This is a genomic window from Caulobacter sp. NIBR1757, from assembly GCF_027912495.1.
In the GTDB taxonomy this organism is placed as follows: domain Bacteria; phylum Pseudomonadota; class Alphaproteobacteria; order Caulobacterales; family Caulobacteraceae; genus Caulobacter.
Window position 1 is genome coordinate 1959250 of the sequence record NZ_CP115463.1, and the last position, 25713, is coordinate 1984962.

Annotated in this window: 26 protein-coding genes and 1 tRNA gene; 15 read left to right on the top strand and 12 right to left on the bottom strand. The window is 67.6% G+C overall.

Going from position 1 to position 25713, the window contains the following annotated elements; translation table 11 throughout:
* Positions 1-33 precede the first annotated feature (33 nt).
* The 6 genes from O5I81_RS09610 to O5I81_RS09635 form a co-directional block, all read right to left on the bottom strand.
* Positions 34-510: a hypothetical protein gene (locus O5I81_RS09610; RefSeq protein ID WP_271068724.1), complete on the bottom strand. Its 477-nt coding sequence runs from the start codon at positions 508-510 to the stop codon at positions 34-36.
* A gap of 72 nt (positions 511-582) precedes the next feature.
* A complete protein-coding gene (locus tag O5I81_RS09615; RefSeq protein ID WP_271068725.1) occupies positions 583-1485 on the bottom strand; it encodes an EamA family transporter in 903 nt (300 codons plus the stop codon).
* The gene (gene gluQRS / locus O5I81_RS09620) at positions 1482-2312 is read right to left on the bottom strand and encodes a tRNA glutamyl-Q(34) synthetase GluQRS (RefSeq protein ID WP_271068726.1); all 831 of its coding nucleotides are present in this window, start codon (positions 2310-2312) and stop codon (positions 1482-1484) included. Before gluQRS ends, O5I81_RS09615 begins: the two co-directional genes overlap by 4 nt.
* A 65-nt stretch (positions 2313-2377) precedes the next feature.
* Entirely contained in the window at positions 2378-2800 is a 423-nt protein-coding gene (locus O5I81_RS09625; RefSeq protein WP_271068727.1) for a CBS domain-containing protein, read from the bottom strand.
* Positions 2801-2872: 72 nt separating this feature from the next.
* A complete protein-coding gene (locus O5I81_RS09630; protein WP_271068728.1) occupies positions 2873-3508 on the bottom strand; it encodes a TetR/AcrR family transcriptional regulator in 636 nt (211 codons plus the stop codon).
* 356 nt (positions 3509-3864) lie between these two features.
* Positions 3865-4431: a hypothetical protein gene (locus O5I81_RS09635; RefSeq protein WP_271068729.1), complete on the bottom strand. Its 567-nt coding sequence runs from the start codon at positions 4429-4431 to the stop codon at positions 3865-3867.
* 181 nt (positions 4432-4612) lie between these two features.
* Here O5I81_RS09635 and O5I81_RS09640 point away from each other — a divergent pair, with 181 nt between their 5' ends.
* Together O5I81_RS09640 and O5I81_RS09645 are read left to right on the top strand one after the other, a co-directional pair.
* Positions 4613-5176, top strand: a complete 564-nt coding sequence (locus tag O5I81_RS09640) for an HNH endonuclease (RefSeq protein ID WP_271068730.1) — start codon at positions 4613-4615, stop codon at positions 5174-5176.
* A 92-nt stretch (positions 5177-5268) separates the two neighbouring features.
* A complete protein-coding gene (locus O5I81_RS09645) occupies positions 5269-6195 on the top strand; it encodes a tetratricopeptide repeat protein (protein ID WP_271068731.1) in 927 nt (308 codons plus the stop codon).
* 37 nt (positions 6196-6232) lie between these two features.
* Here O5I81_RS09645 and O5I81_RS09650 read toward each other — a convergent pair whose 3' ends face one another.
* Both O5I81_RS09650 and O5I81_RS09655 read right to left on the bottom strand, forming a co-directional pair.
* A complete protein-coding gene (locus O5I81_RS09650) occupies positions 6233-7333 on the bottom strand; it encodes a hypothetical protein (protein ID WP_271068732.1) in 1101 nt (366 codons plus the stop codon).
* Between the two features lie 81 nt (positions 7334-7414).
* Positions 7415-7633, bottom strand: a complete 219-nt coding sequence (locus O5I81_RS09655) for a hypothetical protein (RefSeq protein ID WP_271068733.1) — start codon at positions 7631-7633, stop codon at positions 7415-7417.
* 110 nt (positions 7634-7743) lie between these two features.
* Between O5I81_RS09655 and O5I81_RS09660 the strand changes: the two genes are divergently transcribed.
* Positions 7744-8124: a PilZ domain-containing protein gene (locus O5I81_RS09660; protein ID WP_271068734.1), complete on the top strand. Its 381-nt coding sequence runs from the start codon at positions 7744-7746 to the stop codon at positions 8122-8124.
* A 206-nt stretch (positions 8125-8330) separates the two neighbouring features.
* Here the strand turns inward: O5I81_RS09660 and O5I81_RS09665 are convergent, their stop codons facing one another.
* From O5I81_RS09665 to O5I81_RS09675, 3 genes are read right to left on the bottom strand one after another with little or no spacing between them, the layout of a single operon-like run.
* Entirely contained in the window at positions 8331-8894 is a 564-nt protein-coding gene (locus O5I81_RS09665; RefSeq protein WP_271068735.1) for a demethoxyubiquinone hydroxylase family protein, read from the bottom strand.
* Positions 8891-9430: a disulfide bond formation protein B gene (locus O5I81_RS09670; protein WP_271068736.1), complete on the bottom strand. Its 540-nt coding sequence runs from the start codon at positions 9428-9430 to the stop codon at positions 8891-8893. Before O5I81_RS09670 ends, O5I81_RS09665 begins: the two co-directional genes overlap by 4 nt.
* Positions 9431-9440: 10 nt before the next feature.
* Positions 9441-10040 carry a YqaA family protein gene (locus tag O5I81_RS09675; protein WP_271068737.1) on the bottom strand — a complete coding sequence of 200 codons (600 nt, stop codon included), beginning with the start codon at positions 10038-10040 and terminating at the stop codon, positions 9441-9443.
* Positions 10041-10189: 149 nt separating this feature from the next.
* On the opposite strand from O5I81_RS09675, the gene hppD reads away from it, so the two are divergent.
* The 12 genes from hppD to O5I81_RS09735 all read left to right on the top strand — a co-directional run bounded on the left by hppD (position 10190) and on the right by O5I81_RS09735 (position 23956).
* Positions 10190-11278 (top strand): 4-hydroxyphenylpyruvate dioxygenase, encoded by a 1089-nt coding sequence (gene hppD / locus O5I81_RS09680; RefSeq protein WP_271068738.1) that lies wholly within the window; start codon positions 10190-10192, stop codon positions 11276-11278.
* A 124-nt stretch (positions 11279-11402) separates the two neighbouring features.
* Positions 11403-15626, top strand: a complete 4224-nt coding sequence (locus tag O5I81_RS09685; protein ID WP_271068739.1) for a M10 family metallopeptidase C-terminal domain-containing protein — start codon at positions 11403-11405, stop codon at positions 15624-15626.
* 82 nt (positions 15627-15708) lie between these two features.
* Positions 15709-16764 carry an isoaspartyl peptidase/L-asparaginase gene (locus O5I81_RS09690; protein ID WP_271068740.1) on the top strand — a complete coding sequence of 352 codons (1056 nt, stop codon included), beginning with the start codon at positions 15709-15711 and terminating at the stop codon, positions 16762-16764.
* The gene (locus O5I81_RS09695; RefSeq protein ID WP_271068741.1) at positions 16761-17897 is read left to right on the top strand and encodes a homogentisate 1,2-dioxygenase; all 1137 of its coding nucleotides are present in this window, start codon (positions 16761-16763) and stop codon (positions 17895-17897) included. Before O5I81_RS09690 ends, O5I81_RS09695 begins: the two co-directional genes overlap by 4 nt.
* Positions 17894-18259, top strand: a complete 366-nt coding sequence (locus tag O5I81_RS09700; RefSeq protein WP_271068742.1) for a cupin domain-containing protein — start codon at positions 17894-17896, stop codon at positions 18257-18259. The genes O5I81_RS09695 and O5I81_RS09700 overlap by 4 nt, the downstream gene beginning before the upstream one ends.
* Complete coding sequence (locus O5I81_RS09705; RefSeq protein WP_271068743.1) at positions 18256-18519, top strand: hypothetical protein; 264 nt, start codon at positions 18256-18258, stop codon at positions 18517-18519. The genes O5I81_RS09700 and O5I81_RS09705 overlap by 4 nt, the downstream gene beginning before the upstream one ends.
* 13 nt (positions 18520-18532) lie before the next feature.
* Positions 18533-19540, top strand: a complete 1008-nt coding sequence (locus O5I81_RS09710; RefSeq protein ID WP_271068744.1) for a fumarylacetoacetate hydrolase family protein — start codon at positions 18533-18535, stop codon at positions 19538-19540.
* 14 nt (positions 19541-19554) lie between these two features.
* Positions 19555-20052 carry a MarR family winged helix-turn-helix transcriptional regulator gene (locus O5I81_RS09715; protein ID WP_271068745.1) on the top strand — a complete coding sequence of 166 codons (498 nt, stop codon included), beginning with the start codon at positions 19555-19557 and terminating at the stop codon, positions 20050-20052.
* Between the two features lie 32 nt (positions 20053-20084).
* A complete protein-coding gene (locus tag O5I81_RS09720; RefSeq protein WP_271068746.1) occupies positions 20085-20585 on the top strand; it encodes a GNAT family N-acetyltransferase in 501 nt (166 codons plus the stop codon).
* Positions 20586-20825: 240 nt separating this feature from the next.
* A tRNA-Leu gene (locus O5I81_RS09725) sits at positions 20826-20910 on the top strand.
* 31 nt (positions 20911-20941) lie between these two features.
* Positions 20942-21577, top strand: coding sequence for a glutathione S-transferase family protein (locus O5I81_RS09730; protein WP_271068747.1), 636 nt, complete (start codon positions 20942-20944; stop codon positions 21575-21577).
* Positions 21578-21727: 150 nt separating this feature from the next.
* Entirely contained in the window at positions 21728-23956 is a 2229-nt protein-coding gene (locus O5I81_RS09735) for an ATP-binding protein (protein ID WP_271068748.1), read from the top strand.
* A 20-nt stretch (positions 23957-23976) separates the two neighbouring features.
* On the opposite strand, the gene O5I81_RS09740 is transcribed toward O5I81_RS09735, so the two are convergent.
* A complete protein-coding gene (locus O5I81_RS09740; RefSeq protein ID WP_271068749.1) occupies positions 23977-25713 on the bottom strand; it encodes a thiamine pyrophosphate-binding protein in 1737 nt (578 codons plus the stop codon).

Below are 25713 nucleotides of genomic sequence, written 5' to 3' on the forward strand. Positions count from 1 at the left end.
GCCCCGCCGCGCGAATGTCGCGGGCTCTGCCGCTCAGCCGCTGAAAAGCTCCGCCCGCCAGATCTGGTTCGCGCCCCCGTTCCAGCTCCACGAGAGAATGTCGTTGTCCTGGGTGGTGTCTCCGCCACTGATATCCGCGACCTGGGAGTGGCTGGAGTTGTTGAGGGCGAACCAGGGCGGGCCGCCCTTGACCCAGTCGATGGAGAACAGCAGATCGGTTTCCTCGATCCAGCCGGCGAGGTTGTCGTACATCAGCACCTGGCCGTCCTGCCAGAAGAACAGGCCCAGCTGGTCGTTGGCGCCGCAGATCAGGTTGAAGGTTCCTTCGCCGTTGGGCGAGACGCGAAGCACCTGGCTGTTGCCGGCGTCACCCAGCGAGCGGCGACGGACGGCGGCGGTATCGGACAGCGGATGGGGCTGGCTGTAGCCGGGCGGAACCTCCGGCGGCGGCGGGTCGGTGTGGCGCGCCAGACAGACGTCCGGGTCCATGTAGGAGATCAAGCGGATCAATGGCCCGCCCTGAAAGTCAGCCCAGGACATCAGGTTTTGCGACATGGAAGCCCCCAAGTTGAGGGGTGCAGGTTACGTCAGGGGGTTGTTACGCGCCAGATCGGATCGCGCCTGGTCGCGCGCCGCCGCCCACTGCGCCAGCGCCACCCCAGCCAGGGCGGTGAGGGCGCCGAGGCCCTGCAGCGGGGTCATGGCTTCGGTGAAGATCAGCCAGCCGAGCAGGGCGGCGACGGCCGGCTGGACCAGGACGACGACGCTGGCGGTGGCGGTCGGCAGGCGGCCCAGCGCCCAGGCGATGGCGCCCTGGCCGGTGACGTGGACGATGGCGAGGCCCAGGCAGGCGCCCCAGCCGGCGAGGCTGGCGGGGAGGATGTCCTCGCCCAGCGCCAGCATGATGACGGCCAGGCCGATGGCCCCGACCAGGCTGGACCAGAACATCACCGCCATGGTCCCGAAGCGGACCCGGGCCTGGCGGACGCACAGGAAGTAGGCGGCGTACCAGAGGGCGGTGGCGGCCGAGAGAATGTCGCCGAGCGGCGGGTTGCTTCCGGGGGCGACGGCGCCGCGACCCTCGGCCATGGTCCAGGCCCCGAGCAGCCCGAGCGCCATGCCGGCCAGGAAGATGGGTCCGACCCGCTCCTTGAAGACCAGGAAGCCCACGATGGTGACGACGATGGGGGTCAGGTTGGCCAGCACCGTGGCGTTGGCCACCGAGGTCATGCCGATGCCGTAGTGCCAGAAGGCCAGGTCGGCGGCGAAGAAGACCCCGGCGAAGACCAGGGGCAGGGAGGGCAGGCCGGGGCTGGGCTCACCCTTCCGGAACACGAAGGGCGCCAGCATCGGCAGGGCCAGCGCCAGGCGCCAGAAGCCGCCGGCAGCGGGGCCGGTCTCGGTCAGGCGCACGAAGATGGGCGCAAAGCCGATGGCGCAGGCGCCGAGCAGCAGGGCGATGAGGGGGAGCGCTCTGTTGTTCACGTAAATCCCAGCTCCCGGCGCAGGTCCTCGGCGGTGACGCCGGATCCGCGAATCTCCCGAAGGGTCTGAGCGTGATCACGCTTGGCGTAGCGCCTGCCGTCGGGTCCGACCAGCAGGGGATGGTGCCGGTAGGTCGGAGCGGGGAGGGCGAGGAGGGTCTGCAGGAGGCGCTGGACGGGGGTGGCCTCGTAGAGGTCCCGGCCGCGGATGACGTGGGTGACACCCTGCAGGGCGTCATCGACGACGACGGCGAGATGGTAGGCCACGCCGACATCCTTGCGGGCGAGGACGATGTCGCCGGCCGCTGTGGGGTCAGCGGGGCGAGTCTCTCCGGACTCCGTGAAGGTGATGTCGAAGCCCCCCAGATGCTGGCGGGCGGCGGCGAGGGACAGGCGCCAGGCGAAGGCCTGGCCGGCGGCGAGGCGTTCAGCCTCCTCGGCGGCCGGCAGCGGGGCGCTGGTGTAGGGGACGGGCAGGCCGTGGGGCGCCGACTGGGCGGCCTCCGCGATCTCCTTGCGGGTCTTGAAGCAGCGATAGGCGAGGCCGGCGTCCCGCAGGCGCTGCAGGGCGGCGTCGTAGTCGGCGAGATGGTCGGACTGGCGGCGGACCGGCGTTTCCCAGGTCAGGCCCAGCCAGGCGATATCCTCGAGGAGGGCGGCTTCGTATTCCGGCCGGCAGCGAGTGGCGTCGATGTCCTCGAGACGCAGAAGGAAGCGGCCGGAGGCGGCCTTGGCGGCTTCGAAGGCGGTCAGCGCGGAATAAGCGTGGCCCCGGTGGAGATAGCCGGTGGGCGAGGGGGCGAAGCGGGTGACGAAAGGTTGGGCCACACGCAGGGTGTAGCGTCTAAACTCTCCCCCCGCGAGCGGGAGGAGAGTTCGAAGTTTGGCGTCGGCTAGTTGTTGGCCGGCGCGTCGGAGATTTCTTCGAGGATGGCGCCGGCCTTGCGGGCCGAGGCTTCCTGGGCGACGTCGCCGAGGGAGACGATGCCGGTCAGGTTCTGCTTTTCGTCGACGATGAGGATGCGGCGGATCTGCTTGTCCTGCATCTGGAAGATGACGTCGGCGATGCTGGCGTCCTCGCGGCAGGTCTGGACCTCGGTGGTCATCACCTCGGACACCTTGGTGTCGAAGCTGCGCTGCTCGCCGACCACGCGCAATACGATGTCGCGGTCGGTGATGATGCCCTTGATCTGGCCGTCCTCGACGACGGGCATGGCGCCGGTCTCGATGTCGTTCATGCGCCGGGCGATGTCGGCGACGGTGTCCGAGGGCTTGGCGACCTGCGGGTTGGCGGTCATGACGTCGGAAATCAGCATGGCGATAAAGCCCCTTCAGCGGCTGTTGTGAGCCTGCCTAACGGGCGGGACGCGGAGCGCGTTCCTTGGAGATCAGTCGGCCTTGCCGTGCTTCGCCTGGAACATGCCCAGGTGGCTGAGCACGGCGCGCAGGAAGCCGGCGTCGCCGCCGAAGGCTTCCTTCAGCGGATTGAACTGCGCAAAGCCGCTCATTTCGGCCAGGCCATGGGCGGCGCACCAGGCGGCGATGGTGGCCAGTTCGATATCGACGTCGGCCACATCAGGCCCGGCGGCGTCGCGGAAGGTATTGCGGACCAGGCAGTAGGCGCCGTCTTCCTTGTCCTGCATGCCCTCCGGCAGGGAGTCCTTGTCGCGGGCGGTGTCGTACATGACCCGGTAGAGCGCCGGGTGGTCCTGGGAGAAGCGGACATAGGCCACGCCGATTTCGGTCATCAGGCTGGAGAGATCGGGGACCTTACCCTGCACGGCGGCCATGCCGTCGCCGAGCGCTTCCCAGCCGACGTGGGCGACCGCCTCCAGCAGTTCGCCCTTGTCCTTGAAATGGTGGTAGGGCGCCGCCGGGCTGACCCCGGCCTCACGGGCCACGGCCCGCAGGCTGAGGGCGCTCGGCCCCTCGCGCTCCAGAATCCGGATGGCGGCGTCGACCAGCGCGCGGCGCAGGTCACCATGGTGATAGGGGCGGGTATCGGCAACAGCGGCGGTGCTCATTGAACCTGTATAAACTTTCATCCGAACGCCGTAAAGATCATCTTGACAGCGCTTAGATGCCCCTCTATCTGAGCACTGTCCAGATCGGACGAACCCTTCGCCCCCCTCCCCGGGTGAGACGAGGGGATCAAACGGGGGGCCACGGTATTCGCGGCCCACAACTCAAAAGGTGTGTGTCATGCAAATCTCCAAACTGTCTTCGTTCGAGCGCCTCTTCGACCGTTCGGCCTCCGTGCTGTTCCTCGGCATGGGCCTGATCCTGGCCGGCGCCACGGCCTTCATCGGCGTCTAGAACGACCGGGCAGGCGGCCGGCCCTCACCGGCCGCCAGCGCCCACGAAATTCAGTTCGATCCAATCAAGACCTTGGGCTCCTTCGGGAGCCCTTTTCTGTTGTGGGCGAAGGCATGACCGTGTCGGACACGGTCCATCGGCCGGCCGATCGCTCGCGCAGGAAAGCGGGGAGGTCGCCCGAAAGGTCGGTGGCCGAAAAGAGCGAATAGGTCCAGCTGTCCGCATAGGGCCAGAGACCACCGACTTGGGCCCAGGCCTCGGTGACCATGCAGAGGCTAAGCTCGCCCTGGACGCGGGCCAGCAGGAGGTCCGGCGGATAGCGAACCTCGGGCAGCTCACGCTCCCAGTCGTCAAGGAAGGCGGCCAGCGTCCATTCCTCCCGGCCCAGATCCTCGACCGCGCGACCGACGCAAACCTCGGCCTCGGTCTGCCGGGCAAGAAAGTCCGCCAGGGCTCGCCACAGGTCTTCGTCGAACACCATGTCCGGGCAGCCGGGGACGCTTGCGTGCTGGATGACGGCGAGCCGACGGTCGAGGCCGGTCCGGCCTATGGCCGGCGGATAGCGGTATCCTGGCTCGGGGCCCGAGACGAATTCGACCTCGACAGGGCCTCGCCGCGCGTTCTCGGTCATGACTGGCGCCTTCGACGGTGCATTGAAGGCAGCCTAAGCATTCTTTCCCAGCTGTGTCTTGGAGCCGTCGCCTATCGGCGCCATCTTCCAGAGGTCATCGGGGATGCAGGCGATTCCCGTAGCGACGGAAAGGCAGGCGGGTCTTCAGTCCGATTGCGAATTCCACTCCGCGGGAGCGGGCGTGATGGAGATTTCATCCCACGCGCCGTCAGGCTGGCCCGCCCTCGTGCTGAACGCCGACTACCGGCCGCTCAGCTATTATCCGCTGTCCGTCTGGCCCTGGCAGGACGTGATCAAGGCGGTGTTTCTCGACCGTGTCGATGTCGTCTCGACCTACGACCAGGTGATCCGCAGCCCCTCGTTCGAGATGCGGCTGCCCAGCGTGGTCAGCCTGAAACAGTTCGTCAGCCAGGACCGGCCGCCGGCCTTCACGCGGTTCAACCTGTTCCTGCGCGACGCCTTCACCTGCCAGTACTGCACCTCGACCATGGACCTGACGTTCGACCATGTGCTGCCGCGCTCGCGGGGCGGACGGACGACCTGGGAGAACATCGTCACCGCCTGCGCGCCCTGCAACCTGGCCAAGGGCGGGCGCACGCCGCGCGAGGCCCACATGCACCCGCACCGGGCGCCGCGACGGCCATCGATGCACGAACTGCAGGAGCGTGGGCGACGGTTCCCGCCAGGCCACCTGCACGAAAGCTGGCTCGACTACCTGTACTGGGACATCGAGCTTGAGGCTTGAGGTTGTTGCCCGAGGCAATGTCTGGTCTGATTTGACAATAGCTGCGAGGCATTCACTCTTGCCTTCTGCAACGGGCGGAGACGGGGGCGGACTTGCGGTACCAGGGGGTGATGTGGCTTGCGGCGACGCTTGTCGCACTCGCTCCGGTATTCGCTATCATCCTTGAGGCCTTCGGCATCAAGGTCCCGTTCGTCAAAGAGCTTAGGGGGCGGACCAAGCTTGTGGTCGCCAGCATGTTCTTAGTCGGCTTTATCGGCTTGTTGTATTTTCAGGCTCAGACGGGAAAGACCCTCGACGAAATTGCGGCCTGCACGCTGTTCTCGAACGGGGCTGCTTGCAAGTCGGATGCAGAGAAAGCCGTGAATGATGCGGCGGATGCGGTTGCCCTGACAGCAGTCGATCCGACGGTTTTGCCACCTGCGGTCAATGCCCGAGCAGAGCAGTCCGCCCCAGTCTCCCGCGACCTGTGCGACGCCAGTGCGCGATCGAACGGCAATTGGGAAGCCAATCAAATGTATGAAGAGGCGAGGGTTCTATCATTGGGGATCAACGGCCGGCGTGATGAAGGGGCCGCGAGGCTCTTGTACAAGTCGGCTGCCGACCTCGGCCACCCGTCCGCTCAGTTCAACCTGGGAAATATGTTCCACGAGGGGCGGGGCGGACCGGTGGATGCCGACCAGGCGATCTATTGGTGGAGTCGAGCAGCCTCTCAGGGCTTCGGCCCGCCGATGGAGAATCTTATGGGCGCCTACTCTGGAACTTGGAAGGGATTTCCCCCGCGAGACTTTGCGCAAATGGTCCGATGGGGAAGAGAGCTTGATCGCTGCAACCAGCCACGGGTGCTCAATAATCTTGGCATCATTTACGCGTCCGGCGGCTACGGAGTGGAGCCTGATAACGCACTCGGTCGGCAGTACTTCAACAGAGCGATAGCGGCGCAAAGTCCTCGAGCCGAAGGGAACCTGCGGCTCTTGGAAAGCCGGGCAGCCGCGACCGCCGATGACTATAGGTGGGAGTGATCTGCGCCGAACGATGACGCAGCCAGCAGCTGATATCCTAGTGCGCCAGCACGCCGTCGCGGTAGCAGGGTTCCAGGAAGCGGGCGATGGCGGGGAAGCGGCTGGCGGCGGCGTCGATCCAGGCGACGCCCTTTCTGATCTCCTCGGCGTTGTTGGCGCGTGAGGTGGCCTGCAGCTGGCGGCGGGTGGCCGCGGTGAAGCTCTGGCCGAGATTCTTGGCGTAGCGGCTCATCAGCGGGCTGGAGACGATGGCCTGGACGACCGTCGAATCGGCGGGCTGGCCGAGGTGTTTGAGGGCCTTGGTCAGGCCCTGGGCCGGGTCAGCCAGGAAGATGTCGAAATCGATGCCGAGCACCTGGTCGGGATTGGCGCGGGCGGCCGTGTCCATGGCCAGCATCTCGGTAGTCCAGACAAGGGCGGCGCGTTCGCCCAGGCTCATGGTATGGAGGCGCCAGGGCTCGGCCCCCAGGCGGCGATGCAGGCGGGCCATGGCGATGGCCGCCGAGGCGCGCACGTCGCCCAGGCCATGCTGGCTGGACAGGACGCCGGCCAGCCAGCTTTCCGGCGAAGCGGTCATCATCAGGGCGCGGGGCTTGCTGGGCCGGGCGAGCAGGGCAGGGGCCAGTTCGCTGGCCCAGCTGGTCGCCTTGACCAGGGGGACCTGGCCCTTGCCGTAGGTTCGCGACCATAGCTTCAGGCAGAGGCCGAGCACCTCCTCGAAGCGCTCGGGCGACCACAGGCTTTCGGGACGGGACAGCTGGGCGTGCATCTGGGCCAGCAGCGGCAGGGCCGTGGGCTCGCGCAGGGCGTGGATGCCGGGGGCGGCGCCGAGCAGACGCGACAGCAGGGTCGAGCCGACGTGGCCGACATGGAAGATGAAGTCGCAGCGCTCGGGCAGGGCGGCGGTGTGCTCGGCGATCTCGTCGAGCCGCGCCCACAGGCCAGGGGTGTCGTCGCCCAGCACCCGATCATCGAGGAAGCTGGCCTCGAGATAGTGGCGGCTTGTCAGGCGGACGAGATAGGCCGCCTCATGCACGGGATCGAGGGAATGGAGCAGGATGTCGGGCGTGGCGGTGAGCTGGGGCCCGAGGCCGTGGAGGACGCGCGTCCCGCCAGAGTCAAATCCTGCATGCGGCATCCCGCCGCAGTACACCCTGTTCGGGTATTTGGGCATTACAAGTTGGAAACATTAAGCAAAATCAACGTTCGCCGAGGCGCCTCAGCGCCTGGCGTTCGTCGCCGGGCCGTTGTCTTCGGCCGCCAGGCGGCGGGCGGCCTCTTCGATCACACGTTTGCGTGGTCCGCCCAGATGCGGCCGCCGGGCCCGTTCCGTGGCGACGAGATAGGCCTCGTCGCCATGCAGATCGCGCATATAGGCGATCTCGAGGAGAACCTCGCGTTCGAAATCCGCCCGGTTTGTTTTCGGTTTGAACAGCACGGCGCCCCCTGACGCGTCTGAGTTATCCCCAGAATATGCTTATTTCAGCCCACGAAAAGGGGGTTCGGATATCAACGTGTTGGCAAGGGGCCGGCGCCTAGAGTGGCGTCATGTCCAGTTCCGCCGCATCCCGTCCTGCTTCCCCGCCCGTTGAACGCCGCCGCGCCCAGCGCCAGCGCGCCCTGTTGACCGGCAAGCTCGCCACCGACGGAGCCAGCATCACCATCGACTGTGTGATCCGGAACATCAGCACCGACGGGGCGCTGGTCGAAACCTCCTCGCCCCATCTGATCCCCAACGAGCTGCACCTGCTGCAGGTTCGCGAGGGGGTGGCCTGGGACGCCAAGGTGGTCTGGCGGCGCGGGACCAAGGTCGGGCTGGCGTTGCTCGAACGGCACGACCTGCGCGAAACCACGGAGCGGCAGCTGAAGGCCTTGCGTCAGGTGTGGAAGCACATGGCCGGGGCGGCGCCCAGGGACGAACAGGCCTGACGCCTTCGCTCAGGAAACAGTCGGCGGCGGGGTGGGGTCCGTGGCCGGGGCTGGAGCGGGCTCTGTCGGCAGATCGGGATCGGTCGCCGGCGGCGTGGGATCGTAGGCAGGCGCGGGACCGGGGGTCGGTTCGAAGTCGGGGCCGGGATCGGACATGGAATACCTCTCTTTGGAAAGGCAACCGGCGCCGAGGCCCGGCGGTTCCGCTAAATCTTCTCGCTGATCTTGATGGCCGCCCGGCAACCGGCGCGGATGACGGCCGACAGCAGAGGATAGCCCGGGGCCTCGCGCGCCCCTTCGCTGATCGCAACGTCCCGGTGGTGCAGTTCGTCGTCGCGGAACTTCGAGAGCTCGGCAGCCAGCGCGGGCTCGCGGGTCTCCAGTTCGGCGATCTGGCCGGCGTAATGCTGCTCGATGACCGTTTCGACCGCCTCGGTGCAGGCGTGGGCGGCCTTTTCGCCGAGCAGGGCGGTGCCGGCGCCCAGCGCGAACGCGGCCGCCCGCCAGACCGGCGACATCAGGGTCGGCCGCACGCCGCGCTCGGTCAGGATCTCATCGAAGCGGGAAAGGTGGACCTGTTCGTGGCCCTCCATCTCGGCCAGCTGGGCGGCGGTGCGGCCCATGCCCGGCGCGCGTTCCAGCACCGCCCGCTGGCCGCGGTAGATGTGGACGGCGGCCAGCTCGCCGGCCTGGTCGACCCGCAGGAGCTCGGCCAGACGCGCTTTCTGGGCCCCCATGCCGGGGCGGGCGGGGATGGGCTTGGCGCTCATTTCAGCAGGCCTGTGCGGGGTTCGTTGGCGGCGGCGATGAAGCTCCACACCGCCAGCTTGAGCGAGACGACGATGTTCCAGCCGGCCATCGACAGGCCGAGAAACGACCAGAGGACCTCGTCGCAGCGGGGCGCCTTGGCATGGCCGCCGGCCAGCAGGTCGCTGACTCCGGCGGCCGAGGAGCCGGCCCCGCCGCCGCCGCCCGAGCAGGTCGTCGGGCCCGGCCACCACTTCCACTCCACCCCGGAGTGGTAGAAGGCGAGCCCGGCGCCGAACAGGAAGATCAGCCCCAGCGCCAGGTCGAACCAGGGCGCCGTGCGGCGGGCCCAGGGCGTGCGCCTGACGACGATGGCGACGACGGCGACCGCGGCCGCCACCCAATAGACCTCCCGCGCCTTGAGGCAGAGCGTGCAGGGCATCAGGCCCAGGAAGGCCTCGAAGCCGTGGGCGATGGCCAGCATCAGCAGGGCCGACAGCAACGCCGTCTCGGGCCAGTGGCGCAGCACGAAGGAGATCAGGCGTTTGAGCGCTTGCATCGAGGGTCTTCTAACAGACGGCGGGGGCGCCGTTTCCAAGGAAGTGGGCGATGACGAATCCGGCGACAATGAGGACGACCACGCCCGCCGCCACCAGGCCCAGTCGTTTCTCGATGACCGGCAGCATGGCCGGGCCGGCGATCTTAACTACCCCGGCGACCAGGAAGAAGCGGGCGGCGCGGGTGAGGGTGGCGGTGAGGATGAATATCGGCAGGCTGAGCTTGCCCATGCCCATGGCGATGGTGACCAGCTTGAACGGGATCGGGGTCAGGCCCTTGATAAGCACGACCCAGGCTCCGTACTGATTGACCCAGCACTGGAAGCTGTCGAGGTCGCCGCCATGGCCGCCGAGCGAGAGCAGCCAGCGGCCGAGGTCCTGCAGATAGTAGCCGATGGCGTAGCCGGCGATGCCGCCGAGCACGGAGGCGGCCGTGCAGACTAAGGCGTAGAACCAGGCGCGATCCGGCCGCTTGAGCACCATCGGGGCCAGCATGACGTCCGGCGGGATGGGGAAGAAGGAAGCCTCCGCAAACGAGACGGCGAAGAGGGCGGAAGGGGCGTGCTTCGAGCCGGCGAGGCCCATCACCCAATCGTAAAGTTTGCGCAGCATGGCCCTGTGCTAGAGCCCGGCGAGGCAAAGGCCAAGCGGGATTTCGAACCTGCCGCCGTGCAGGACGTTTGATGTGTCCGCCGCGTTGCGCAGATAGTTTCATATGATACTATTGTCGAAGCGATCCCCGATCGGAAAGGCACCCCACGATGAACGCCCCGACCCCCGCCAAGGACCTGTTCGACAACCCGCTCGGCACCGACGGGTTCGAGTTCGTCGAGTTCACCTCGCCCGATCCGGAGACCCTGAAAAAGCTGTGGGAGCTGATGGGCTTCACGGCGGTGGGCAAGCATCGCTCCAAGAATGTGCTGCATTTCCGCCAGGGCGACATCAACTTCATCCTCAACATGGATCCGCAGGGGCAGGCCGCCGACTTCCAAGCCGCCCACGGCCCGTCGGCCAACGCCATGGCCTTCCGCGTGCGCGACGCGGCGGTAGCCTACAAGCTGGCCCTGGAGCGCGGCGCCAAGCCGGCGACGCCGGGCAAAATCGGGCCGATGGAGCTGAACATCCCGGCCATCGAGGGCATCGGCGGCACCAACCTGTATCTGGTCGATCGCTATGGCGCGCAGAGCATCTATGACGTCGACTTCGCTCCCATCGAGGGCGCGGCGGAGAAGGCGGCGGGCAACAGTGTCGGCCTGACCTACCTCGACCACCTGACCCACAACGTGTTCCGGGGGAACATGAAGAAGTGGGCCGACTTCTACGAGCAGGTCTTCAACTTCCGCGAAATCCGCTACTTCGACATCGAGGGCAAGGTGACCGGCCTGTTCTCCAAGGCCATGACCAGCCCGGACGGCAAGATCCGCATCCCGCTGAACGAGAGCCAGGACGACCAGAGCCAGATCGAGGAGTTCCTGCGCGACTACAAGGGCGAGGGCATCCAGCACCTGGCCTTCGGCAGCGACGACATCTTCCACACTGTCGAGACCCTGCGCGAGCGCGGCGTCCGCTTCCAGGACACGCCCGACAGCTACTACGAGCTGCTCAATGACCGCGTCGTCGGCCACGGCGAGAACCTGCAGCGGCTGCAGGCCGACAAGATCCTCGTCGACGGCGCCCCGACCGAGGGGCAGGGCATCCTGCTGCAGATCTTCACCGAAAACCTGATCGGCCCGATCTTCTTCGAGATCATCCAGCGCAAGGGCAACGAGGGCTTCGGCGAGGGCAACTTCAAGGCCCTGTTTGAAAGCATCGAGCTCGACCAGATCCGGCGTGGGGTTGTGCAGGCGTAGAGCGAACGACGGTCTCGCAAACGTCATAAGTTAGCGTTTGCATTCCCCATTTCCGGTTGGCTAGGTTGCCGCGGCAGTTCGCGTAGCGGCCTGGCGCAGCCGGCCGATCTGGGGGGAATACACCGTGGGTAAAGTTGTTTTCGCCGCCGAGAACGGGGCGAACGGGCGTGAGCTGTGGATCGCGGAAGCGGACGGCAGTGGGGCGAGACTCCTCGCGGACATCAATCCCGGGACCGTGGGGTCCAACCCTGACGGGTTCACGCTGGTCAATGGCAAGGTGGTTTTCCTGGCAACGTCCGCCGATGGCGGTCGCGAGCTCTGGGTCGCCGACTACCAGAACGCTCCGGTCCGTCTGTTCGACGCCTACCCGGGGACCGGATCGTCCAACCCGGTCATCATGAAGGCCGTTGGCGGCAAGCTGTTTTTCACGGCCAATACGCCCGACCTCGGCCGAGAGCTGTTCGTCACCGACGGGACGGCCTCGGGCACCCATCTCGTGAAGGAGATTCGCCCCGGGAACGCCGCGGCGGCCGGCATTACCTATGTTGCGACGGTCGGCGACCATGTTGTCTTCCTGGCCACCGATGGGGTGAGCGGGCGCGAGATGTGGGCGTCGGACGGCACGGCCGCCGGCACCACGCTGCTGGCCGACATCAATCCGGGCGCCGGCGGTGTCACCACCAGCTTTGATCAGAACACCCAGACGTCCTACGTGCAGACCCGTGAAGTGGACGGTAAGCTGCAGTTCCTGGTCGGGGTGAACGGCGGCAACTTCCGTTGGTGGGAAACCGACGGCACGGCTGCGGGTACGCACCAGGTTCCGGCGCTCGACCTCGGCGGGGTTACATTCCGGGCTGCTGAAACCACGATCGGGTCGAAGACCTACTTCATCGGCAACGACGGATCGGGCTACGCGATCTGGGTCTCAAACCCTGACGGGTCCAGCCCCGTTCGCCTTACGGCGACCCAAGCCAACTCGTTCAACAATCCGAACTTCACCGCGGCTGGCGGCAAGGTCGTGTTTCTCGGCAAGGATGCTGTACACGGCGAAGAGATCTGGGTGACCGACGGCACGCCGGGCGGCACGGGCTTGCTCAAGGAAATCGTCCCGGACTTCTACTCGACGCAGATTCTGGAGATTGAATCCTACGGCAGCCAGGCCCTCTTCGGCGCCCGGCTTGCGGATCAGAACTGGGGGATCTGGATTACCGACGGAACGGGCGGCGGCACCACGCTGCTCAAGACGCTCGGCAACTTCGGCGGCTCGCCGTTCGTGCCGCTGGGCCAGATCGACGGCAAGTTCCTGTTCCGGGTCATCTCCGATCAGGGCGACGGGCGGACCGAACAGCTGTGGGCGACCAACGGCACGGCCGGCGGAACGGTACAGCTGTCCAGCTACGTGCAGACATACAGCTTCCCGTACCGCAACGACCTGCCAAGCGACTTCATGAAGTTCGGCGAGAAATACGTCTACATCGCCGGCAGCGCGACGTTTGGCCGTGAACTGTGGGTCACCGACGGCACCGCGGCCGGGACGCGGATGATCATGGACAGCGTGCCGGGCGCACGCGACGGGGAGTATTCCAACTTCCGGGTCGTCGGCGCCACGCTGTTCTTCTCGGCCACGACTGATGCGACCGGGGTCGAGCTTTGGCAGACCGATGGAACGGCGGCCGGCACCCATATCGTGACGGATGCGAACCCGGATCCCGACCTCTCGCCGGGTACGGACATCGGCTATCGGTTCGAGGAAATCAACGGGGGAGCCATCTTCGAGATCACCACGGTCGCGGGGGCCATCGAGCGCTGGTTCAGCGATGGCACAGTCGCCGGGACGGTGAGGATTCTGGCCGGCGCGACCGACGGCTACGACGGGCTGCAGGTCGACGGGAAGTACTATCTCCAGGTCACCACGCCGGGTCACGGCATGGAGCTTTGGGTGTCCGACGGCACCGTCGCCGGAACCCACATCGTCAAGGAAATCGGGGCCGGGGCCGTGAGCGGGCTGACTCCGGCGTCGCTGATCCTGCCGTTCGGCGATCAGGTGGTCTTCGGCACGCGGGTCGGAACGGCCCAACTGTGGATCAGCGATGGGACCGAGAGCGGCACCGTCAAACTGCTTGATACAGCCGGGACCGCTGTCGCCGTGCGCGCCTTCGAGGATCGCATCTTTATCCGGGTCACGAACAACGGCGCCTACGAGCTCTGGACGTCAGACGGAACCACGGCCGGGGCGGTCAACCTGGGCGCTGTGGGGGGCTCCAACGTTCCGCAACAGTTCGACAACATTGTGCAGGTGGGGGACGCCTGGGTCTTCGCCGCAGGGTCTGGCGGCAGCGCGGTCCTGAAGATCACTGACGGCACGCTGGCGGGGACCCAGACGCTCGTCGCGGCCTACAGCAATGCGCGCGACCTAGCGGTCGTCGGCGACAAGCTGTTCTTCGTCGCCAACAACGGTGACACGGCGGGTGACCTCTGGGTGACGGACGGAACCTCGGCAGGGACAGTCCAGCTTCTCGACGCCTACAGAGACCTGGCGACGACCCGCATTCTGGGGGTCGAGAGGGCTCACACCGGCTTTGGCGATCTCGACTATGGCCATGCCCAGACCCTGAACGGACGCCTCCTGTTCCTGCAGGAAGTCACCGGCATGTCCGGCAGCCAGCAGCTGTTCTCCAGCGACGGCACGGTGGCCGGCACGGTCGCCCTGAACTTCAGCGGAGCCTTCGAGAACGTCTACCATTTCCACGACGGTCGACTGTTCTTCAGCAGTCGCACCTCAATGGGTAACACCTACGACCTGTGGAGCACCGACGGGACGCCTGATGGCACCGTGCGGCTGGTTCAGGACCGGCTGGTCTGGACCCCGTCCTATGACGCCCCGGCTACGCTGGACGGCGACATGCTCTACATCACGCGACTTGAACAAGGGGGGATGGCCCTCTGGGCGACCGATGGAACCGTCGCCGGGTCACGGCAGATCGCTGCGCTCGGTTCGGCGATCGCCAGCCAGATGATCTCGCTCGGCAACCGGGTGATCTTCACCGGCGCCCAGGTCGGCGACGACTATGAGCTGTGGGTGGCGGACGCGAACGGCGCGACCATGATCGAGGTGAGACCCGGGGTCACCGGGAGCTATCCCCACGACTTCACCCTCTTCCAGGGTCTGGTCTATTTCATCGCCGATGTCGGGGATCACTACGAGCTGTGGCGCACCGACGGCACGGCGGCCGGAACGGTCCAAGCGGCCAATCTGAGTCTCGGCGACGCCTATTCGGAACCCGAGCTTGAGGTGGTGTCCGGCCGCCTGACATTCCTGGCCAGCGACGGCGTCAACGGTTTCGAACTCTACGCCTTCGACGGGACGACCGCGGAGCGCCTCACCAACGCCGTGGCGGCTGGCGACAGCAACCCAGGCCCGGTCTTTGAAATTCCGACCCCTCCGCCGCCGCCGACCATCAACGGCAACGCCCGCAGCGAGATCATCAACGGCACGGCGGTCGGCGAGATCATCAACGCCCTGGGCGGCAACGACGTCGTCAACGGCCTGGCCGGCGACGACACCCTCAACGGCGGCGACGGGGCCGACCAGCTGTTCGGCGGGGCGGGGATCGACACCCTGGTCGGCGGCGCGGGCAACGACACCCTCGACGGCGGCGAGGGGGCCGACATCCTGCGCGGCGGCGTCGGCAGCGACGTCTACAAGGTCGGCGCCGGCGATACGATCGAGGAACTGGCCGGGGAGGGGACCGATACGGTCGAGGCCTCGGTCAGCTTCACCCTGTCGGACAATGTCGAGAACCTGAAGCTTGTTACGACGAAGAATATCGACGGGTTCGGCAACGACCTGAACAACCAGATCGCCGGCAACAACTACAACAACCGGCTGGAAGGCGGCGGCGGGGTCGATACCCTCGACGGCTTCAACGGCGACGACATCATTCTGGGCGGGGCCGGCGGCGACATCATCCAGGCCGGCAACGGCGCCGATGTCATCACCGGCGGAACCGGCAACGACACCCTCCGCGGCGGCAGTGGCGCGGACCGGTTCGTGGTTCTGCAGGAGTCGATGGGGGTCAGTGAGACCGACACCATCCGCGACTTCTACACCAGCCAGGGCGATGTGATGGACCTGTCGGGCATCGACGCCAACGCCCTGCTCGAGGGCGACCAAGCCTTCACTCTGGTGTCGACCTTCAGCAAGCAGGCCGGGCAGATGACCCTGACCTGGGTGCCCGGGCAGGCGACAACGCTGCTCAAGCTCGACGTCAACGGCGACGGCAAGCTCGACTACCAGCTGAAGATCAACGGCAACGTGACCGCCGACAGCGGGACCTGGACGCTTTAGGCGGGGCCTCGCCCTTCCAACAGGCTGGTTTCATTCGTTACTATCGGTTCGCGCCGACAAGAGCGCGGACCGGGAGTGCGGCATGAGGCTGGCAGCGAGCCTGTGGATCGTTCTGGCGCTGGCGATCGCCTCGCCGGCGACCGCCCAGGCGCCAACGCCCAAATGGGCCCTCGTCATCCACGGCGGCGCGGGCGTCATCGAGCGCGCCAACATGGACGCCGGGACAGAGGCCGCCTATCGAAAGGCCATGGCCGGCGCCCTGGCCGAGGGCCAGCGGGTGCTGGAAAAAGGCGGCAGCGCCATGGACGCCGTCGAGGCGACCATCAAGGTCATGGAAGACGACCCGCTGTTCAACGCCGGGCGCGGGGCGGTGTTTACGGCCGAGGGCCGCAACGAGCTCGACGCGGCCTTCATGGACGGAGCGACGATGAAGGCCGGCAGTGTCGCCGGCGTCACCCGCACGCGGCATCCGATCAGCCTGGCCCGGTCGGTGATGGAAAAGTCGCCGCACGTCATGCTGATCGGCCACGGGGCCGACCAGTTCGCCAAGGTCGCTGGGCTGGAGCAGGTCGATCCGGCCTACTTTTTTACCGAACGCCGCTGGCAGCAGCTTGAAAAGACGCTGAACGAGCAGCGCCTGCCGATCCCGACCCGGCCAATCAACGCGCCCTCGGCGGCCAGGTCGATCTCGCGGGGACCCCAGCCGGACGACCATCGGTTCGGCACGGTCGGCGTCGTCGCGCTCGACCAGAAGGGCGACATCGCCGCCGGCACCTCGACGGGCGGCATGACCGCCAAGCGCTGGAACCGGGTGGGCGACGCGCCGATCATCGGGGCCGGCACCTATGCCGACAACCGCAGCTGCGCCGTCTCGGCGACGGGCAGCGGCGAGTATTTCATCCGCCTGACCGTGGCCCGGACCATCTGCGCCCTGGTGCAGTACAAGGGCCTGAGCCTGCAGGCGGCGGCCGACGAGGTGGTGCGGAAGCAGCTGCCGGCCATCAATGGCGACGGCGGGATCATCGCCCTGAGCGCCGACGGCCAGCTGGTCTGGAGCTTCAACACCCCGGGCATGTACCGCGCCCGCGCTTCGTCGGAGGAGCCGGCGGTGGTGGCGATCTACAAGGACGAACCGTGAGCAAGAAGAACTGGATTCCGGTCCGCGGCGCAGAGGGCCAGCACAGCCGCCAGGCGCACGCCGACCTGCCGGAAGGCGCCTATGAGCGGGAGATGTCCAAGGAGGGCTTCTTCGGCCCGGCGGCCTTCCTCTATCACCCACGTCCGCCGACGGGCTGGTCGAAGTTCGAGGGGCCGCTGCGGCCCCGCGCCTACGATCTCAACCGGCTGAACCAGCCGCAGGCCTCGCCGTGGGATGCGCCGGTGGTGCTGCACAACAACGCCACCGAGCTGCGCTTCTGGAAGCCGGAAGGCGCGATCACGGACCTGGCCCGCAACGCCGACGGCGATCAGCTGCTGTTCATCCACGCCGGGGCAGGGGACCTGTTCACCGACTTCGGGCGGATCGGCTACCGGGCCGGCGACTATCTCTACCTGCCGCGCGGAACGATGTGGCGCCTCGCGCCCGCCGAACCGACGGCGGTGCTGACCATCCAGGCGACCAACACCCACTACACCCTGCCGGACAAGGGTCTGCTCGGCCCGCACGCCATCTTCGACCCGGCCATTCTCGACACCCCGGTGATGGACGAGGCGTTTCGCGACCACCAGGCGATGGCCGCAGAGTTTCCCGTGCGCATCAAGAAGCGCGGCCAGGTGTCGGTGGCGACCTACGATTACAATCCGCTCGACGCCGTGGGCTGGCATGGCGAGCTGGCGCCGGTGCGGCTGAATGTGACCGACATCCGGCCGGTGATCAGCCATCGCTACCACCTGCCGCCATCCGTCCACACCACCTTCCTGAGCGACCGGTTCGTGGTCTGCACCTTCACGCCGCGCCCCTTCGAGACCGATCCGGGGGCGATCAAGATCCCCTTCTTCCACAACAACGACGATTTCGACGAGGTGCTGTTCTACCACGCCGGCGACTTCTTCAGCCGCGACCACATCGAAAGCGGCATGATGACCTTCCATCCCAGCGGCTTCACCCACGGGCCGCATCCGAAGGCCCTGAAGAACATGCTGGTCCAGCCCAAGCCGGCGACCGACGAATACGCCGTGATGATCGACACCCGCGATCCGCTCGAGGTCGGCGACGGGGCGTCTTCGGTCGAGAACCCGGCCTATGTCGACAGCTGGAAGTCGCCCGGGTGAGCGAGCGCATCGACCTCGGCGAGAAGTTCGCCGCCATCAACGAGCACTGGCGGCCGAAGGTGGCCGCCCAGGCCAACGGCCAGGACCTGCGGCTGGTGAAGGTGCAGGGGGTGTTTCCCTGGCATCGGCATCCGGACGCCGAAGAGATGTTCCTCGTCTGGAAGGGCGCCTTCCGGGTCGAGTTTCGCGACCATGTCGTCGAGATGGGGCCGGGCCAGATGGTCGTCGTGCCGCGAGGGGTCGAGCATCGCACCGCCGCCGACGCGGAGGCGGAAGTGCTGATCTTCGAGCCGTCGGAGGTGATCAACACCGGCGACGCCGAGGCCAGCGAATTCACCGCCCCGCATGGAGCGAGGGTGTGAGCGATCCCGACCTTGTCGCCTTCGCCGAAGACGAGCTGACCCGAGCCCTGACCCTCAGCTGGCGTGACCTGTCGAAGATCACGCCCTGGGGCGACACCTTCGAGGGCCTGTCGCCGGCCGGGCGCGAGGTGCAGGTCGAGCGAAACTATCTGTGGGCCGCCGACGAGGGCGGTGACATTCTCTGCGAGGTGGCCGTCTTCGGCGGTCCGTCGCGTTACGACCAGGGGGCGCGGGTCAGTCGCCTCATCAAGAAACCATAAGAAGGAAACGCCCGTGAAGCTCGCCTCCCTCAAGTCTGGCCGTGACGGCAAGCTGGTCGTGGTGTCCAACGATCTGGCCTGGTGCTTCGACGCCTCCGCCGCCGCCCCGACCCTGCAGGCGGCCCTCGACGACTGGGAGCGCTGCGAGCCGATCCTCAAAGCGCTGTCCGCCAGCCTGGAGGTCGGCGGCGTGCCCCGTATGCGCTTCCACGAACACGACGCCGCCAGTCCGCTGCCGCGCGCCTACCAGTGGGCGGACGGTTCGGCCTACGTCAATCACGTGGCCCTGGTGCGCAAGGCGCGTTCGGCCGAGATGCCGGACAGCTTCTGGACCGATCCGTTGATGTACCAGGGCGGCTCGGACGGCTTCCTGGGCCCGCGCGATGCGATCCCGCTGGCCGACGAGGCCTGGGGCTGCGACCTGGAAGGCGAGATCGCCGTGGTCACCGGCGACGTGCCGCAGGGGGTGAGCCGCGAGGAGGCCCTCAAGCATGTGCGGCTGGTCATGCTGTGCAACGACGTCTCGCTGCGCAATCTGATCCCGGCTGAGCTGGCAAAGAACTTCGGCTTCTTCCAGTCCAAGCCGGCCAGCGCCTTCTCGCCGGTGGCGGTGACGCCCGACGCCTTGGGGGATGCCTGGAAGGACGGCAAACTGCACGGCCGGCTCGATGTCGAACTGAACGGCAAGGCCTTTGGCGAGGCCGATGCCGGCGTCGACATGACCTTCGATTTCGGGACCCTGATCGCCCATGCGGCGAAGACGCGGAAGCTGGTCGCCGGAACCATCATCGGCTCCGGCACAGTGTCGAACCGCGACGCCGAAGGCGGCCCCGGCAAACCGATCAGCGACGGCGGGTTGGGCTACAGCTGCATCGCCGAGGTGCGCACAGTGGAGACGCTGCTCAACGGAGAGGCGAAAACGCCCTTCCTGAAACATGGCGATACGGTGCGGATTGAGATGCGCGACGGCCGTCGGCACAGCATCTTCGGCGCCATCGAGCAGACCGTGGCGCCAGTCTGATGAGGAGGCGTCCCGTGGCCGGCCATCTGTCTCTCGCTTCGCCGCCGGGTGAAGTGGACACCTCGGCGCTGGTGCTGGACGACTACCTGCCGTTCCGCCTGTCGGTGGCCTCGAACGGCGTCTCGCGGCTGATCGCCAGGGCCTATGAGGACCGTTTCGGCCTGACCATTCCGCAGTGGCGGCTGATGGCGGTGCTGGCCGAGGGCGGGCTGACCCAGCAGCAGGTGGTCAGCCGAACGGTGATGGACAAGGTCTCGGTCTCCAGGGCCGCCCGCGAACTGGTCGCCCGCAGCCTGCTGGTCCGCGACGCCAACACCGGCGACGGGCGCAGTCACCTGCTGGCCCTGACCGCCATGGGCCGCAGCCTGCACGCCGAGATTGCCCCACTGGCCAAGGCCTATGAGGCGGCCCTGCTGACCGGCCTGGCCCCCAGCGAGGTGGCGACCCTCAAGCGGCTGTTGATGCGACTGGAAGCGGCGGCGACCAAGCTTTCGGGCGACGGCGGACGGTAGACGCCGTCGGCGCGGGCGGTTAGGGCGGGCGGATGATCCTCGCCCTCGACGCCGCCGCGCTCCGCAACGACCCCGGGCTTGCCGAGGCGCTGCTGGACCTCAACAACGCCCATGCGGTGGAACTGTCGGTGCTGGACGCTGACCGGCTGGCGCGGTTGGTGGATGAGGCCTTCGTCGCCCGGCGGTTCGGCCTGGCCGACGCCCTGTTGATCGCCTTCGATCAGGACGCCGACTACGACAGTCCCAACTTCCTGTGGTTCCGCGATCGCTATGAGCGCTTCGTCTATGTGGATCGGGTGGTCACCGCGGCGGCGGCGCGGGGCAGGGGACTGGCCGGCGCCCTGTACCGCGATCTGGTCGAGCAGGCGCGGGCCGCCGGCCACACGCTGATCGTTTGTGAGGTCAACGCCGACCCGCCCAATCCGGCCTCGGAGGCCTTCCACAAGGGCTTCGGGTTCGAGCCGGTCGGCGAGGCCCTGCTGCCCAATGGCAAGACGGTGTCCTATCTGGCTTTCCGGATCGCGGCGCGCTGACGGCGTCAGCGCCCGCGATAGCCGCAGCGCTCGCAAACCCGCGTCCCGACGCGCGAGCGGCTGTTACGCCACAGATGCCCCGTCAACAGGCACGGCAGGAACTTCAAGGGCTTGAAGGGCATGGGTCCGGACACGGCCCTTTTCTGCCTGTTCCGCGTATTCGGCGCAACCGCCCGATGGGTCGTTGACGCGAGGGATCGCGCCGCTAGATTGCCGGGCCTTCGCGACCCGTTGCGCGGGGCCCCTGTGGTGGAATTGGTAGACGCGCCGGACTCAAAATCCGGTTCCGCAAGGAGTGTCGGTTCGAGCCCGACCGGGGGCACCACCTGCGCAAGACGGCCGAACTCGGGGCGTCCATGACCTATCACCTGTTCTATTCGCCCGGCACGGCCAGCCTGGCGGTCCACTGGATGCTGATCGAACTGGGCGTCGCCTTCGAGGCCGAGGCGGTCGATATCAAGGCCGAGCGGTCGGCGGCCTATCTGGCGCTCAATCCCGCCGGCCGGGTGCCGACGCTGGTGATCGACGGGGCGCCGGTCAGCGAGTCGGCGGCGCTGTTGATGCTGCTGGCCGAGCGGCATCCGGAGGCCGGGTTCGCGCCGGCCGTCCGGAGCCCGGAACGGGCGGCCTGGATGGAGACCATGCTGCTGCTCGCCAACGGCCTGTCGCCGGCCATGCGGGACTGGTTCTACGCCGACAAGGACGGTGAGCCGGCCGGGGCGGCGGCGGTGCAGGCCCTGGCCCGCCGGCGCATCGAGGGGGTGTTCGAGCGGCTGGACGGGATGCTGGCCGACCGGCGGCCCTTCCTGCTGGGCGAGGCGGTGACGACGGCGGACTTCCTGGCGACCATGCTGATGCGCTGGTCGCGCAACATGGAACGGCCGGCGACGTCCTGGCCGAACCTCGGACCCTATGTGACCCGCATGCGGGCCCGGCCGGCCTTCGTCGAGGTCTGCCGGCGCGAGGGCCTGACGGAGTGGCTGAACGGCTGACCGCGCCGAGGCCAGCCCGTTAACCGAACCCTGCGACCTGCTTCCTAGAATCGCGGAAAACAGGGAGGCTCGGCCCATGGTCACACTCCGGTTTGGATCGCCGCACGTCCGCCTGCCCGGCGCCCCGCCCGCCCGCGCCAGGGGCTTCGGGTGACCGTCGCCCTCGACCCGAAATCGCCCGATAGCCGGGGCGTCGCCGCCCTCGCCAGGGCTTTCGACGTCCAGACGACGAAGGAGGTCGCCCAGGGCGCCCGGCTCGAGCGGCTGGGATTTGCCGGCCTCTATGCGCTGGCGTCGCTGGTGGTGCTTGCCTGGCCCTGGCCGCTGGCCTGGATGGCGGGGATTGTCGTCTGGGAGACGGGCGTCGTCGGGCGGCTGCACGACCTGGTGTCCCGCAGGCTGACGGGCCGGCGGGCCTTGATCGCCTTTGCGACGATGAACCTGTTCGGATCCTGCCTGTTCCAGGCGCTGGCGCTGCTCTGCTTCGCCGAGGGCTCTCCGCTCGGCGTGGTCCTGGCGGCGACCTGGATCGGCGGGGCGGTGCTGAACAGCCTCGTCTACTTCAACGGTCACCGCGGCCTGTTATGGGGCACGTTGCTGCCCATCGTCGCCGCCACGGTCATCGGCCCGTGGCTGGCCTACGGGTTCAGCTGGCCGTCGCTGTTTATTCCGCTGCTGCTCGGCGTGTCTTCCCTGGCGGCGCGACGCTTCTCGCTGGATCACGGCGCCCTGCTACGCCAACTGGCCGATCGCCAGGTCGCCTTCGCCGACCTGGAACGCAAGCTGGCGGCGGCGATCGAGGCCTCGGGCGACGGCTACTTCGAGTACGACCTGGTCGCCGACGAACTGGCCGCCAGCCCGACCTGGTCGGCGATGCTGGGCTATGGGCCCGGCGAACTTCCCAGCCCCGTCCGCGACTGGCGGTCCTTCATCCATCCCGACGACCTGGACCTGCTGGTGCAGGACTACGACGCGCACCTGGCCGGGACCACGCCTCACACGGCCACCGAACTGCGGATGCGGTGCAGGGACGGCGCGTACAGATGGGTGTTCTCGCGGGCGCGGCTGATCTCGCGGACGCCGGACGGGCAGCCCTGGCGGGTCATCGGCACCACCCTCGACATCTCGATTCGCAAGGCGCTCGAACATCAGCTGGAGGCGGCCCGCGACGAGGCCCAGAACGCCAACGCCGCCAAGGGCGTCTTCGTCGCCAACATGAGTCACGAGATCCGCACGCCGCTCAATGGGGTGATCGGCATCGCCGGGGCCCTGGCGCGGACGGATCTTTCCGCCGATCAACGGGAGATGGTCGGGCTGGTCCAGTCCTCGGGCGAGATGCTGGACCGGATGCTCTCCGACATCCTCGACCAGGCCAAGATCGAGGCCGGTAACTTCCAGCTGCAGGCGGCGCCGCTCGACCTGGCCGAGACGATCGAGGCTGCCGCCGCCCTGATGCGCGCCCGCGCCGACGAAAAGGGACTCGCCTTCCGCGCGGAGTACGGGGAGGCGGCCCAGGGGATGTTCGAGGGCGATGGGGTGAGGATCCGCCAGATCGTCTCAAACCTGGCCTCCAACGCCATCAAGTTCACCCAGGCCGGCGAGGTCGCCATCCGCGTCGAGGTCGTGGATCGGGCGGACGCCGCGAGCCTCGTCCGGATCGAAGTCGCCGACAGCGGCATCGGCTTCGACAAGGAGACCGCGGACCGGCTGTTCAACCGGTTCATCCAGGCCGACGGATCGATCTCGCGGCAGTTCGGCGGCACAGGGCTGGGCCTGGCCATCTGCAAATCGCTCACCGAACTGATGGGCGGCCAGATCGGCGCCCGTTCCGAGCCGGGAGCCGGCAGCGTCTTCACCGTGGAGATCCCGCTGCCCCGGACGATGCCGCTCGAAGACTATCGCCTGCGCCGCGCGGAGGCGGCAGTGCGCGAAGAGGAGCCCGGCGCCGCCCCCGCCCAACTGGGCAGCATCCGGATCCTGCTGGCCGAGGACCATCCGACCAACCAGCGCGTCGTGCAGCTGATCCTCGAGCCGGTCGGCGTGGCCCTGACCATCGTCGCCAACGGCCGCGAGGCGGTCGACGCCTTCCAGCCCGGACGGTTCGACCTGATCCTGATGGACATGCAGATGCCGGTGATGGACGGCCTGGCGGCGACCCGCGAGATCCGCGCCCTGGAGGCGCAGGCGGGCCGGCCTCCCGTCCCGATCGCCATGTTCACGGCCAACGCCATGGACGAGCACCTGGACCTGGCCGCCCAGGCGGGGGCCAACCACCACATCGCCAAGCCGATCACGCCGACGCGGCTGCTCGAGGGCATTGACCTGGCCCTGAATCAGCCGGCCCCCGCGGTCGCGCTGCTCGGTAGAGTCGGGGTCTGAAGAACGGTCTTCGCGCCCGTTCAGGCTTCTTCCGGCGGCGCGTGGGTCTGGGCGTACATGCTCTGACTGGGCGGGACATAGGCCAGGCGGAAGAGTTGCGGCGCGAGGTCCTTCGGCGGAATGACGATTTCGATCAGGGCCGGGACATCGACCAGGCCCTTCACGGCGCCGAGGGCGGCTTCCAGCTCCTCGCGGGTGGAGGCCCGGAAGCCGACGGCGCCGAAGGCCTTCGCCAGGGCGCCGTAGTCCCAGGTCGGCAGGACGTCGAAGGGGGCGAACTCGCCCTGGGGCGTGAAGGCCTTGAGGTCGACGAAGGCCTGTTCGATGGCGTAGCCTTGGTTGCTCATCACGAAGACGGCGGCCGGGACCCTGGCGCGGACCAGGCTGGAGATCTCCTGGCAGATCATCATGAAGCCGCCGTCACCGGCGACCACGAAGGGTCGCTTGCCGGAGCCCAGGGCCACGCCCAGGGCGCAGCCGGTCTCATGGCCTAGTGAGCCCCAGGCCGCCTGGGCGACGAAGCTGTTCTGCGGCAGTCCCATGAGGTTGCCGAACACGTAGAGCGAAGTGCTTTCGCCCAGCACCAGCACCGTCTCGTCGAACAGGCCCTCGGCCTTCATCCAGTCGGTGAGCTGGCGGTAGAAGCGATTGTAGGTGAGGACGCCCTCGGGATAGGCGGCCTCCTCGGGGTCCGGGTCCGGCGTCGGAGTGGGCGGGGTAAAGGCCTTGGGATAGCCGGGCGAGGTCTTGAACCGCTCAAGCAGTTCCTGGAGGAAGTCGGCCAGGGTGACCTGATTGAACTGGGCGTAGCCGACCCGGCATTCCTCGTCGTTGACCTCGACCATCTGGCCGTAGCTGCTGGCCATGATGTTCAGGTAGTCGTCGGTGATGATGGTTCCCAGCGCCAGCACGGCGTCGGAATTGTCGACCACGGCGCGGGTCACGGCGGGGGAGGCGGGGCCGGAATAGGTGCCGATGAACAGCGGCTGGGCCTCGTCCAGCACCGTCTTGCCAAGGCTGGTGGTGGTGAAGGGCAGGCCGCTGGCGTCAACGATTTGCTGGGCCAGGGCCTGCAGGCCGTAACGCTGGATCTCGACGCCGTACCAGAGCACCGGGCTGCGCGCGCCCTGGATGCGGTCCCAGGCAGCGTCGAGGGCGGCGGCCAGGGTCGCCGCGTCGCTGGTCGGGATGACCGGAACGAGGCTGCCCTTCGGCTTGGCGCAGGGCAGGTTCCAGACGTTCTGGATCACTTCCAGGTAGATCGGCCGGTGGTAGCTCAGCATGGCGACGATGGCCCCGTCGATCTGGCTAGGCGCGTCGTCAGGGTCGGTGATGATCTCGGAGGCGACGGTGACGTGGGAATAAACGTCGCGGTCGGCCTCCAGGTCGCCGGTGGAGTGGTGGTAGAGGACGCCCTGGGTCAGTTCCTGAATCCGGGCCCTGGTCGAGGGGCTGGAGGAGATGATCGCCACCGGCAGGCGCTCGACATAGGAGCCGGCCGCCGGGCAGAGGGCGCTGAACGTCCCCACCCCGTACTGTACGCATGCGGCGCCGATGCCGGTGAAGCGGGCATAGCCGTCGGCGGCGTAGCCGCTGCCCAGCTCGTTGATGTTGGGCACCCGCTCGATGCCGGGGGTGGCGTCCAGCGCCTCGAGAAAGGGCCCGCAATAGTCGCCGGGAACGGCGAACATGTGCCCCAGCCCAACCTCGATCAGGCGATCGACAAGGTACTGCGCGACGGTGTAGGCGGCGGCCAT